This is a genomic window from Nocardia brasiliensis, assembly GCF_042691675.1.
GTDB classification, from domain to species: domain Bacteria; phylum Actinomycetota; class Actinomycetes; order Mycobacteriales; family Mycobacteriaceae; genus Nocardia; species Nocardia brasiliensis_D.
Genome location: NZ_CP170507.1, coordinates 4,621,089 through 4,632,909, shown reverse-complemented (window position 1 = coordinate 4,632,909; position 11,821 = coordinate 4,621,089). Strand labels below are relative to the sequence as shown.

At 64.7% G+C, this 11,821-nt stretch carries 13 protein-coding genes; 6 read left to right on the top strand and 7 right to left on the bottom strand.

The window, feature by feature from the left end; genetic code table 11:
- Positions 1 to 162: 162 nt before the first annotated feature.
- Positions 163 to 474 carry a hypothetical protein gene (locus tag ACFK0J_RS21390; RefSeq protein ID WP_378729906.1) on the bottom strand — a complete coding sequence of 104 codons (312 nt, stop codon included), beginning with the start codon at positions 472 to 474 and terminating at the stop codon, positions 163 to 165.
- A 426-nt stretch (positions 475 to 900) separates the two neighbouring features.
- Positions 901 to 2,457: a sugar porter family MFS transporter gene (locus ACFK0J_RS21385; RefSeq protein WP_378729904.1), complete on the bottom strand. Its 1,557-nt coding sequence runs from the start codon at positions 2,455 to 2,457 to the stop codon at positions 901 to 903.
- Between the two features lie 210 nt (positions 2,458 to 2,667).
- Between ACFK0J_RS21385 and msrB the strand changes: the two genes are divergently transcribed.
- On the top strand, positions 2,668 to 3,123 hold the full coding sequence (msrB, locus tag ACFK0J_RS21380) for a peptide-methionine (R)-S-oxide reductase MsrB (RefSeq protein ID WP_378729902.1): 456 nt from the start codon (positions 2,668 to 2,670) through the stop codon (positions 3,121 to 3,123).
- A 44-nt stretch (positions 3,124 to 3,167) separates the two neighbouring features.
- Positions 3,168 to 3,632 (top strand): peptide-methionine (S)-S-oxide reductase MsrA, encoded by a 465-nt coding sequence (msrA, locus tag ACFK0J_RS21375; protein WP_378742954.1) that lies wholly within the window; start codon positions 3,168 to 3,170, stop codon positions 3,630 to 3,632.
- A gap of 44 nt (positions 3,633 to 3,676) precedes the next feature.
- Here msrA and ACFK0J_RS21370 read toward each other — a convergent pair whose 3' ends face one another.
- The 4 genes from ACFK0J_RS21370 to speD are packed head-to-tail and all read right to left on the bottom strand — an operon-like array spanning position 3,677 to position 6,620.
- A complete protein-coding gene (locus ACFK0J_RS21370; RefSeq protein ID WP_378729900.1) occupies positions 3,677 to 4,342 on the bottom strand; it encodes a hypothetical protein in 666 nt (221 codons plus the stop codon).
- A 12-nt stretch (positions 4,343 to 4,354) separates the two neighbouring features.
- A complete protein-coding gene (locus ACFK0J_RS21365) occupies positions 4,355 to 5,083 on the bottom strand; it encodes a class I SAM-dependent methyltransferase (RefSeq protein WP_378729898.1) in 729 nt (242 codons plus the stop codon).
- Positions 5,080 to 6,204 carry an NAD(P)-dependent oxidoreductase gene (locus ACFK0J_RS21360; RefSeq protein WP_378729896.1) on the bottom strand — a complete coding sequence of 375 codons (1,125 nt, stop codon included), beginning with the start codon at positions 6,202 to 6,204 and terminating at the stop codon, positions 5,080 to 5,082. Before ACFK0J_RS21360 ends, ACFK0J_RS21365 begins: the two co-directional genes overlap by 4 nt.
- A complete protein-coding gene (speD, locus tag ACFK0J_RS21355; protein ID WP_378729894.1) occupies positions 6,201 to 6,620 on the bottom strand; it encodes an adenosylmethionine decarboxylase in 420 nt (139 codons plus the stop codon). The genes ACFK0J_RS21360 and speD overlap by 4 nt, the downstream gene beginning before the upstream one ends.
- A gap of 578 nt (positions 6,621 to 7,198) precedes the next feature.
- Between speD and ACFK0J_RS21350 the strand changes: the two genes are divergently transcribed.
- The 4 genes from ACFK0J_RS21350 to ACFK0J_RS21335 all read left to right on the top strand — a co-directional run bounded on the left by ACFK0J_RS21350 (position 7,199) and on the right by ACFK0J_RS21335 (position 10,916).
- Positions 7,199 to 8,479: an MFS transporter gene (locus ACFK0J_RS21350; RefSeq protein ID WP_378729892.1), complete on the top strand. Its 1,281-nt coding sequence runs from the start codon at positions 7,199 to 7,201 to the stop codon at positions 8,477 to 8,479.
- A 56-nt stretch (positions 8,480 to 8,535) separates the two neighbouring features.
- The gene (locus ACFK0J_RS21345; RefSeq protein ID WP_378729890.1) at positions 8,536 to 9,114 is read left to right on the top strand and encodes a CGNR zinc finger domain-containing protein; all 579 of its coding nucleotides are present in this window, start codon (positions 8,536 to 8,538) and stop codon (positions 9,112 to 9,114) included.
- Positions 9,115 to 9,170: 56 nt separating this feature from the next.
- Positions 9,171 to 10,658, top strand: coding sequence for an asparagine synthase B (gene asnB / locus ACFK0J_RS21340; RefSeq protein WP_378729888.1), 1,488 nt, complete (start codon positions 9,171 to 9,173; stop codon positions 10,656 to 10,658).
- 102 nt (positions 10,659 to 10,760) lie between these two features.
- The gene (locus ACFK0J_RS21335) at positions 10,761 to 10,916 is read left to right on the top strand and encodes a hypothetical protein (protein ID WP_378729886.1); all 156 of its coding nucleotides are present in this window, start codon (positions 10,761 to 10,763) and stop codon (positions 10,914 to 10,916) included.
- Positions 10,917 to 10,939: 23 nt separating this feature from the next.
- Here the strand turns inward: ACFK0J_RS21335 and ACFK0J_RS21330 are convergent, their stop codons facing one another.
- Positions 10,940 to 11,770, bottom strand: a complete 831-nt coding sequence (locus ACFK0J_RS21330) for an endo alpha-1,4 polygalactosaminidase (RefSeq protein WP_378729884.1) — start codon at positions 11,768 to 11,770, stop codon at positions 10,940 to 10,942.
- Positions 11,771 to 11,821: the final 51 nt, after the last annotated feature.

Below are 11,821 nucleotides of genomic sequence, written 5' to 3'. Positions count from 1 at the left end.
AACCCTACCACCGGGCACGTCACGGCAGCAATGGAATTAGTCATGGGATGAGCCCATATTTTTGGGGGCTGTCGCGAATACCGGCGCGAGCGGTCGGTTTCGTTCTGTGAAACTGTCGGACCAGAGAATCAGCTCGGACAGTCGTTTTTCGTGGCGGTCGGGTTACCGCGTACTGACGGCGCATTGGAGTCGGGCCGCCATCCGCTTGGCCAACAAGATCACCACGTGTTCCCGCAGCATTCCGAGCTTGCCTGCGTACTCATTCGCCAGCGCCAGAGCTGGGCCGTCGTGTGCGCTACCGGGTTGGCTCAGCAGTTCGTCGAGTTCCATTCCGGCCCTTGCTTGTTCGAAGGTCAGGGTCCGGTCGGGCAGCCAGCTCAGCCGCCACGCCACTCGGCCGCGCGAGATTGTGCGAGATGCACATTCTGGCGTGGTATCGCTGGTGATCGACAACTCGGTGAAATAAAGCGCCATTTCAACCTCTTCTGGATGGACTGGCAGTAATTCGTGCCCCGTGGGCTTTGTTCTTACGGGGCCGTCGTCTGCGTCCAGTTGGTGCCGTATCCACGCTTGTCGAAGGCGTCAGCTCGAAGTGTGGGTCCCGTAGGAAGGCGGCCTGACTCGTTGTCACCAACGTAGAACTTGCCGAGGTGAACTACGAGTAATGCGGCGCATTCTAAAATCGAGTTGAGGTCCGATTAACAGCGTGTAGGGCGATCACGGGCGGATCACGTGCCGGTCACGGTCTATCACGTCGACGCGCCGGTGCTCGAAATGTGTTGTGCGGGAAGCTTGATCTCGGCACCCGCCCGGTGTCACAAGCGTCTGGTGGGGGATGGGGTCGGGCCTGGAGCAGTGCCCGGCGTGCGACGCTCGGCGGCCCATGGAGGTGGTGCGTGGTCAAACGGGTCGGGCTGCGGAGACCTCGACACGGCTGCCGATATTGCCGTGCAAGGGCAGAAATGTCCCCTCGCGCAGGGACTGTTCGATGTCCTCGAGCGAATGCCCTTTGGTCTCGGGAACGAGGAAATACACGAAGACGAACGACAACAGGTTGAACATCGCGTACATGACGAACGCGGGGCCGAGCCCGAGGCTGTCGATAGTGGTGAGCGCGGTCAGCGTGAGCACCAGATTCGAACCCCAGAGCGCAACCGCGTGCAGGCTGGTAGCGCGGTCGCGGATGCTCAGCGGATAGAGCTCGGAACCGAGTAGCCAGCCCACCGCTTGGAGCCCTGCCGCATTGCATGCCATGTAAGCGAGCATCAGGGTAAGGGTGAGATAGCGGTTGGGGTGGTCGCTGAGTACGAAGAGAAGTCCGAAGCCGAACAGGAAGATCGTCGCGCCCGGGATGAGCATGAGCATCAACCGGCGGCGCCCGACCACATCGACCAGCCGCTCACCCACCGCGGTGAAGATCAGATAGACCGCGGCGATGCCCAGGCCCGACCAGACGACCATGCTGGTGCCGAAACCCGCGGCGGTGCCGAGAATGGTGTGCGAGTAGTAGATCATCATCTCCAGCCCGGACAGCTGAGTGAACGCCGCGATGCCGAGGCCGGCCACCAGGGCGGGGCGGGCCCACCGCTGGGTCAGGTTGGCCCAGCCGCCACGGGACTCCTTGTGCTCCTGCTGAGAGATCGCCCAGATCTTCAGGGTTTCGTCGACGGCGGCCGACCTGTTCGGGCGCATCCACCGCAGCACCACCCGGGCCTTGCCGACTGTCCCGTTGTCGATGAGCCAGCGCGGTGTCTCCGGCAGCCGTTGCATCGCCGCGGCCAGCACCAGCGCCGGGACCACGGCGATACCGATCATCCACCGCCAGTCGCCGCTCGCCTCGAAGGTGCCGTCCGCGCCGCCGGCGGCCGCGAGCAGACTGACCAGGTTGGCCAGGAAGATGCCCACACCGATCGCGAGGTTGAAGAAGGTCACCATCGCGCCCCTGCGGTGCGGTGGTGCGAGCTCCGCGATATAGGTCGGCACGATCTGGGAACAGCCGCCGACCGCGAGGCCGAGGAACAGCCGACAGGCCACCATCATCCAGGCGTTCACCGCGAGCGAGCACGCCACGACGCCGACGGCGAAGACGCAAGCGATGATCAAGATGACTTTCCGGCGGCCGAGCGCCTTGGACAGCGAGCCACCCACCAGCGCGCCGACCACCGCACCGGCCAGGATTGCGGCGGTCACGACCTCCTGCTGCGCGTGGCCGATGCCCCATTGCGCCGACATCTTGGGCAGCGCGCCGGAGATGATGCCGGTGTCGTAGCCGTAGAGCATGCCGCCCAACGCGGCGAACAAGGCCACGATCAGCACATTGCGGTTGGCGGTCTGCGTTTCATCCGGCGTCGGTTTCTCCGACGCCGCGATAACCATCTCGTAGCCGTCGAGGTTGCGACGACGCAGCCGCGGAAGGAAACCCCTGCGTCTGCTTATCGTCGAACTTTCGCTGGCCATGCGCCCCAGTCGACCAGCGAGCGAACAAGCTACGCAAACGGAGGATAGGCAAATGTGAATAGACTTACGTTCGGGTTTAGTTCGCCGAGCCCACTGCGGGCCGCCGAGCGGACTGTGTGGTCGGAGTCACCGCGAACCGTGCTGCCCGGTCGGATGGGACTTTCCGGGCAGGCGCGTGGGTTGTACGTGGGGCCGATATGAGGAGGTCATGTGGCACAGGAATACAACCGGAATCCCGCGGCCGTCGCCGCCCTGTCGCCGGAGCAGTACCAGGTCACCCAGAAGAACGGGACAGAGCGGGCGTTCACGGGCGAGTACTGGGACAATCACGAGCCCGGTATCTACGTCGACGTGGTGTCCGGTGAGCCGTTGTTCGCCTCGGTCGACAAGTTCGACAGCGGGTCGGGATGGCCGAGTTTCACCAAGCCGATCGATGCCGGAAATGTAGTCGAGAAGCGGGACTTCAGTCATTTGATGATCCGCACCGAGGCGCGGTCGGCGCACGGTGACAGCCATCTCGGGCATGTCTTCACCGATGGGCCACGCGAGGCGGGCGGCCTGCGGTACTGCATCAATTCGGCGGCGCTACGGTTCATCCACCTCGACGACCTCGAGGCACAGGGCTATGGGCAGTACCGGACTTTGTTCACGAAGGAGGACGTGTGACCGACACGCGGAAGGCCATTCTGGCGGGCGGATGCTTCTGGGGCATGGAGGATTTGATCCGTAAACAGCCCGGTGTGCTGTCGACCCGGGTCGGCTATATCGGTGGACGCAATGACCATCCCACCTATCGCAATCATCCGGGTCACGCGGAGGCCGTGGAGATCATCTACGACCCCGCGCAAACGGACTACCGGGCGCTGCTGGAGTTCTTCTTCCAGATCCACGATCCGACGACGAAGGACCGCCAGGGCAACGACATCGGTACCAGCTACCGGTCGGAGATCTTCTATCTCGACGACGAGCAGCGGCGCGTCGCACTGGACACCATCGCCGACGTCGACGCCTCCGGCCTGTGGCCGGGCAAAGTGGTCACCGAGGTGACCCCGGCACCCGAGTTCTGGGAGGCCGAGCCCGAGCACCAGGACTATCTCGAGCGCTACCCGGACGGCTACACCTGCCACTTCCCCCGGCCGGGTTGGAAGCTACCGAAGCGGCAGACCACCGCGTAGTAAGCCGGAGCGTGGCCCCTGGTGGCTTTCCGCCAGGGGCGCACTCATTTCGCCGGTGCGACGAGGGGGTCGCGTTTGCCGCGATACATCCAGACGAACGGATAAGCCGGATCGGTGCTCGCTATCCGTTCGACATGGTCCAGCCGAATGCCGTTGTCCGCGAAGCTGTCCAGGTACAGCTGCTCGTCGAGCCGGACTCGCTCCGGCTTGTCCGCTGCCACCCAGTTCGCACCCGCTACCCAGCCGTCCGCCGCGACGAGTGCCGCGGAACCTGTTACCGCGGCGTGGAATCCAGCCCGCGATTCGCAGAGCCCGAGCAGGCCGAACTGGGTGACCAACTCGGCGTTGCCGGGGATGGCGGGCTGATCGGTCAGGCAGTTCGCCACGGTGGTCGTCCGCAGCGTTGCGCGTATGTCGTCCCAGCTTCGCCCGGCACCGGCCAGAGCTATCGCGGTGGCATAAGAACCTGTGGGTTCTGTTGTTTCGGAATGCTTTTCGAGGAGGCGGAGCCGCTCCGCGTCGGAGTCGACAGCGTGCAGGGCACCCGCGCGGATGGCGCAGGCCCACAGCAGTGATTCGGAGCCGCACCCCAGATCTATCCAGGTGGCGACCCGGGGGAGTCCCGCGAGCAGTTGCAGGATGTTCTCGGTGCCCATTCCGTACAAGAAGGGTTGCGAGTAGTAGGTGTCCCAGTATTCCAGTGCGTCCATTGGTCTTCCGGTCTATCGCTGGAGGAGTATTTCGGTCATGCCGTCACGAATGCCGATGTCGGCCAGGCGGTGTCCCTCGACCTCGGTGAATCGGACGATCTCGGCACAGTCGATGACGACGAGCTCGACGGTGGATTCCGGAAGCTCGGTGCCGTTGTGCGTGCGCGCGAACGTGACGGTGATGCGATCGCCACGGCGGCGCTGCCATCTGCTGCGGGTTACCGTGCCGCCGTTGCCGTCCGGGCGCTCCCACTCGGGTATCCAACGGTCGTGCGGCGCCCGCGGGTCGTAGCACGCGGTCGGGTCGATGCGTCCGTCCGGATGGCGGAGGACGGCCTGCAGCAGCAGATGTCCCTCGGTGGTGGTGAATCGGAGCAGGGATCTGAGCACGCCGGTCATTCCGAGCTGTGCGGCCAGGTAATTGAGCGCCGCGTTGGGGCACACCACGACATCGAAGTGTCCAGGTGGTCGATCACGGCCGATGAGCACGGGGTTCGTGCGGACCGGGAGCCCGAGTGCCGCGCACCGTCGTTCCGCTTCCGCCAGCATCGCGGGTTCGGCGTCGAGCAGCCAGCAGTCCGCGCGGTACGCCCGGTACAGCGGCAGGAAATGCCCGGTGCCGCACGGTAGTTCGGCAATACTGACGCCGGGGTGTAGGAGTTCGGGCAAGCTGCTCGGCACCGGCGTCGCGGCGATCTCGATCGCGTACAGTGCCGCGCGTTCGGCGTAGGAGGTGGTCATGTGACGAGCCCGCTCTCCAGATATCCCATGTGCTCCTCGAGCACGGGATGCCGGACCCGGCCGCCCTCGGTGATGACGGCCGATTCGATCGCCGGATCCGGCACGCCGTGCAGCACCGCGTGTGCGAGCCGGAGCAGGTAGGGTGCCGCGTTCGTGGTGTAGGCGAAGGTGGCCGTCAGGGGCACGACCGACGGGAGCACGTCGACCTTGACATGGCCCACACCGTGGACGATGCGCGCCGGATCGCCGGGGCGCTGGACCGGCCCGGCGGTGGGCAGATAGCCGTCGCCGTAGCCGGCGGTCGCGTCGACGATCACCGCCCCCGATTTCATCGTCCGCACGTGCTGTTCGGTGATCATGGCGGGCGTGCTGTAGGTCGAGATCAGGATCGCGCCGATGACGGCGTCGGCCTCTCGGATCTCCCGCGCCAGCGTGGCCGCGTCGTTGACTTCCGCGCGGATAGTGCCGCCGGTTCTCGCCTGGAAGCGTCGCAGGCTCGCCACCGAGTGGCAGAGGACGACGACGTCGCAGCCCAGGCTGACGGCCGTTTCAGCGGCGGAGGTGCCGACGTTGCCGGAGCCGATGACCAGGACGCGCGGCACGGGACAACCCGGCACATCGGCCAGCAGGACGCCGCGTCCGCCTTCGGAGGTCTGTAGGTAGTGCGCGGCGTAGAGCACCGACTGGATGCCCGCGATACGGCCGCCCGCGCGCATCATCGGAAATTGATTGTCTTCGTGCAGGAATTCATAGCTGTAGGCGCGGACTCCGGACTCCAGCAGAGCGGAGGTGATGTCCGGGCGTCCCTCGGCGTGGAATACCGCCGCGACCGTCTGGTCGGCTCGCAACGTCCGGATCTCCGCCGGCTCGAAGGCCTTGTACTTCATCAGCAGCGGGCATGACCAGACTGTCGCGGTGTCGACGAAAGATACTCGGTGCGTAGCGTATTCGTCGTCGGATATACCGAATCGGGCGCCGATACCCGGCTCGGTGAGCACGGCGAAACCGGCCCCCGTCAGTTGGGCGGCGAGGGCCGGGGTCAGCAGGATCGGGCGGTTGTTGTCGGTGCGGTCGATGGGAAAGCCGATGGGCGTGCCGGAGCGGCGCTGGTGTGTGTTCACGACAATGCCCCTTGCACGTCGGTCACCGGGCAGGACACTCCTCGTTTCTGCTCGGCGATCTGTAGCCTGCCGGGCGAGAAGGTTTCGTTCAGCACCGGGATCGCCAGATAGGGGTCGCAGCTGCCGCAGGTGAAGATGTCCCAGGCGGCGTAGCCACGTTCCGGCCAGGCGTGCATGGATATATGTGATTCGGCCAAAAGTGCTACGCCCGTTAGACCTTGGGGTTCGAAGCGGTGGAGGAACACATCGAGCACGGTGGCACCGCATGCCGTGGCGGCCCGGCGGAGTGTTCGGCTGACGAGGGTGGCGTCGTCGAGCAAGGTGGCATCCCACATGTCAACAGTGATGTGAACGCCCGCGTATTCGATGCCTTGGGCATTGGCTCGGAAAGCCGTTGGTAAATCTTGAATGGTCATGAGAAACCTTCCCCGTGGTAGCTGCACGACCGCTCGACGGCTCGTCGCGCGCCAGTAGACACGCCGACAACTGATCGAACGAGCCTGCATGGACAGGCCTGGCGAATGAGTTTGAGACAGGGCTTTGGTCTAAACCCCTCCGGCAATTGCCGTGCGCCCCATGGATGAAATCCAGTCCGGCCCCCGCCGGAACCGGCTCGCTGCGCGACCGTCATTCCAGCTGTCGTCGAGGTTACGTGCCTAAGGTAACGAGTGTCAACCATCTATCAGCCGATCGGCGGCATTCGGAAATTGGCGTTTTGGTGTGTGCGCCTTGGGTATTCGCATACGCCGGTGCCGGTGCGGTCCGCCGGTGCGTCGACACCTGGTGTGCCACTTGATGTCTACTGAGAAAGGGTGTGTGACAACGTATCCAGTACTGGACCGGAGTCGCCTTCGAGTGCGATAGCGCATCTTCTGGCGGATTAGATGATCTAGGTCCTTGGTTGCGGTGCGCATGCAACCGGTGTTATATGGAAAGTGACCTACCGACAAAACGCAGATAGCTGGTAAGCGGACAATGCGTCGTGGGGAGAGAGATGGCGAATAGCGACAGCGCTCGCGGTGGCGGGCCGGTGGCCGCGCCTGCCCGCCACACCGCAGCGTCCGACGAGGTGCGGGCCGTCTGGTCCGGAGCGTTTCGAGTCGGTGTGCCCGGCTTGTTGACCCTCGCGATCGTCTACGGGTACGGCCGTTATGGTTACGGTCTCTTCTTGCCACAACTGCAACGCGAATTCGGCGGCAGCGCAGGCGTTCTCGGCGCCATATCGAGTGTGGGCTATGTCGCGGAACTCGTCGTCCTGGTCGTCGTCGCACGACTGTCCGGCCGCTGCAGTCCCCGTGTTCCGGTGGTGATCGGTGGATTGAGCGCGGCCGTCGGTATGGCCATGATGGCCGCGGCGCAGAGCACCGCGGTGCTCGCGATCGGTGTGGCGCTCGCCGGTACGGCGCCGGGCTGGGTCTGGGCTCCGTATTCGGACGCCGTCGCGGCCTCGACCCGGCCCGACGCTCGTGGGCACGCACTCTCGATGATCAGCACGGGCACGACGTTCGGGGTGATGGTCGCCGGTCCCGCCGTCCTGCTCGTCACCGGCTCGGGCTGGCGAACCATCTGGTTCGGGACCGCCTGCTGTGCCTTGCTCGTCACGGCATGGAACTTTCTTGTCCTGCCCAAGGCGGCCCATACCGGACGGTCGGGTCGCAATCCGCCGAGGCTGCGCTGGTATGCCCTGCTGCAGACCGCACCACACCGTCGGCTGCTGGCCGCGGCGTTCTCCGTCGGCTTGGTCGGCGCGGTCTACTGGTCTTATGCGGGCATCCTGGTGGCGGGTGGCGACCGCGAAAGCAGTGGCTCCGCACCGTTGTTCTGGAGTTTGATCGGCGTTGCCGGGGTGATCGGTACCGCCACCGGTGCGCTTGCCGGCAAGTGGGGCATGCCAACGGTCTTCGTCGTCGCGCAGGTCTGCACCTTGTTGTCCTGCGGGATTCTTGCGATGGGAAGTCCGTCGTCGGTCATGTTCGTCGTGGCGGCCGCACTCTATGGCACGGGTTTCATGGTGTCCGGCACCGTGGTGTCGCTGTGGAGTTCCCGGGTGTTCCCGGACCGGCCGACCGAGGGATTCAGCTGGGTCATCATCGCGCTGACGGTCGGCGCGGCGGCGGGGCCCGCGGTGTTCGGAATCCTCGTCGACGCATTCGACACCGAGATCGTATTCGCCGTACTGTCGATAGTGGTGGCCGCGACATTCTTGGTGCGGCCCCGCCGAATGGATGTCGACCTCGGACGCGGCCCACCCGATCCGCGGGGGCGATATCAGTGAACGAATCCGGCAGGAGTATTCCAGTGGACTTGGAAAGGGTGGGGGGAGCATTATGTTTGGACTTCGCGAATACGGTCGGACCTCGGTATTCGCGTCCGGACAAGCAATCGGAAGAATACCTGGAGAACATCGGCGACTTCCTGCGATGGTGCGCTGCGGCGGGCATTATCGATCGACGCAGTGTCGCCGCTCTGGAACACGGAGCGACCGCCGCGGACTCCGGGCTCGTGACGTATTCCTACTGCATCGGCGTTCGTGAAGCGATCTATCGAACCTTCTCCGCCATTGCCGCGTCGCGTGAGCCGCATCCGGGCGATGTCTCGGCCATCCTGGCAAGCTATACGGCCTTGCTGGGTGACGCTGTGCTACGTGTCGATGCCGACCGTGCGGCGCTGACCTGGCCGGGAATCAGCCCAGCGGCGACGCTCGGACCGATCGTGTTGTCCGCGGTAGATCTGTTGCGGGGCGGATCATTCGAGCGCATCCGGCAATGCCCAGGGCACGACGGTTCCTGCGGCTGGCTTTTCTACGATACGTCCAAGAACAACTCACGACGATGGTGCAGCATGTCCATGTGCGGCACCCACAATAAATCTCATCGGCAGAGTGCGCGTAAACGCGCCGCCAAGAATTAGCCGCATCCCTTTGGTGCGGATCTCGGGACCACGCGGTCGGATGGAGTTGATGCCGCATGTGCGGGATAGTAGCGATTCACGGTAATCCGGACAGTGCCATGGGTAGGCGGATGCTGGCCCGCTTGGCGCACCGTGGTCCCGATGGAACGGGGGAGCTACGGTGCGGGAACAGCTGGCTCGGCCATCAGCGGCTGGCCATCGTCGATGTCCGGCACGGCGGGCAACCGCTGGTCGGGCGGGGTTACGGTCTGATCGTGAACGGCGAGATATACAACCATCTTTCGCTGCGGAACGACTTCGCCGCGACTTTCGCCACCGGCTCCGACAGCGAAGTGGTTCTCCATCTCTACGCCGAGTTCGGCACCACCCGCTTCCAGGATCTGGAAGGCATGTTCGCCTTCGCCATCGCAGGGCCGGGTGGTGCGTTCTGCGCGGCCCGCGATCGCGTCGGCATCAAACCGCTGTACTGGGCTACCACGGCCGATGCCGTGATCTTCGCGTCCGAACTGAAAGCCTTCGACGCCGAAGTCCGCGCTCTGGTGCGTCCCTTTCCGCCAGGGCACTATTGGACGCCCGAGCAGGGTCTGGTGCGCTATGCGGCGATACCGGACGCCGCGCCTTCGGATGTTGCCGAGGAGGGTTACTACATTCAGCGGACAGCAGATGTGCTCACCCGATCGACCGAGAAACAAATGATGGGAGACGTTCCGGTCGGTGTACTTCTTTCCGGTGGCCTCGACTCGAGTATCGTTGCCGCGATCGCTGCCCGCTGGTGTAGCGCGCGCGGTACCCGGCTGCAGACGTTCGCGGTCGGTCTCGAAGGTTCGCCGGATCTGACCGCGGCCAGAACGGTCGCCGAATATCTGGATACCGACCATCACGAGAGCTCGTTCACCGCCGCCGACGTCATCGCGGCGGTACCGAAGGTGATCACCGCCGTCGAGCAGTACGACCCGGCATTGATCCACAGCTCGGTGGCGAATTTTCTACTCGCCGAATACGTGGCGCGCCACGTCAAAGTCGTCTTGACCGGCGAAGGCGCCGACGAGTTGTTCGCCGGCTACCGCTATATGCGGGCGATGAGCACGCCGGACGAACTCCACACGGAGTTGGTCCGCTCGGTCACCACGCTGCACAGCCTGAACCTCCAACGCTGTGACCGCACCACAATGGCGCACGGACTCGAGGCGAGGGTTCCGTTCCTGGAGACCGAAATGATCGAACTCGGCCTGTCGATACCCGCCGCCATGAAACTGACCAGCGACGGCCAGACGGAGAAGCGACTGCTGCGCCGGGCCTTCGCCCCGTGGTTGCCGCCGTCGATAGCGTGGCGCAAAAAGGAACAGTTCGGTGACGGTTCCGGTGTATCGACCATTCTGCGCCGTGCATCGCCCACCTTGATCGACGACCGAGAATTCGCCGCCCGCGATCGCGAAGCGCCGACCATGCGCAACAAGGAGGAGTACGCGTACTACAAACTCTGGGCGCAACAGTTCGGCGGCGTGAATTCTGCCGCCACGTTGGACTTCTCCATGACCACGTGACGGGTTGACGGTGTCGTGCGGGCGTCGCGTCTGCTGCGCGCACCGTGTGATTGAGCCGGTTGGGGGTGGGTAAGTCGAGGCGGACGACGAAAGGGGTTTGCTGTGTCACGTGCGAAAGATATCGACGACGAAAACGCCGACGAGTCGAAGGAGCCCGCCCCGGGCCCGACGGATCAGGGCCGCGAGGGCGGGATGGCGACGAGGGAGCTCGCCCCGGAACTGACCACGCCCGACGATACCCAGGAACCGCCGGACTGATCAGGTACCGGTAGTTCGGCTGTTCAGCAGGTCTTTCGGACATAGTTGGGGTCGCCGGGGACGGTGACGTCGGTGTCCCGGCGCACGATGCTCATCCGGTCTTTGTAGCCTGCGCACGCCTTGGCCAGGCCCGCATCGGTGTATTCGATATCGACCACGTGGTTGTCGAACGCCTGCGCGTAGACGCCGCATTCTTCGGTGTCGCCGCATTCCTCGGCCACGGCGAAATCGAGATGAGCGTCGACTCGGCGGTCGGCCAGCTCCGCGGCGTTCTTCTGGGCGATGGCCAAGCCGCGGGCATGCGCGTGTGTGGCGAGCGCGCTGATGAAGGTGACCGCGTGATCGGCCGTCAGCAGGTTCTGCGATCGGGTGTAGCTGTCGTAGTTGTCCGGCTCGACGGCATTGAAACCCTTGGCTGCACAGCCGTCGACCCACTCGTTGATCTTGACCGCGATCCGGTCGCGTTTGGCCTGGGTGCGGGTATCCAGCAGGGCTTCGTTCCACACCTCGTCCATGACGACTTCACCGTTCGCGTCGCGCAGCAACAGGTCTGGCGGCCAGTCGCCCTGGGCGTCCGGCTGAACCTGAAAGGCGTTGACGTAGCAGATGTTGTACATGCCCCGAGCCGGAGCGGCGGTGTGGTCGCGGCTGACGATCCCGACGCCGGGTGGCGGGTCGTAGGGTTCGGTGATCTGGTAGTCGAAGCCGACCTGTGCGGGTGGCAAGGTTACCCCCGGTGGCGGCGCGGCGCTCGCCGAATCTGCTTGCTGCACAACGAAGCCGGTGGCGGCGATGAGCGCGGCCAGGGCGGCTGTCCAGCGGCGGGGGATACGTGCGGTGGCAGTGGGGATCACAAACGCTCTCTTCGTTCCGGATAACGGCGCGGCCCCGAAGCGATCCGCCGC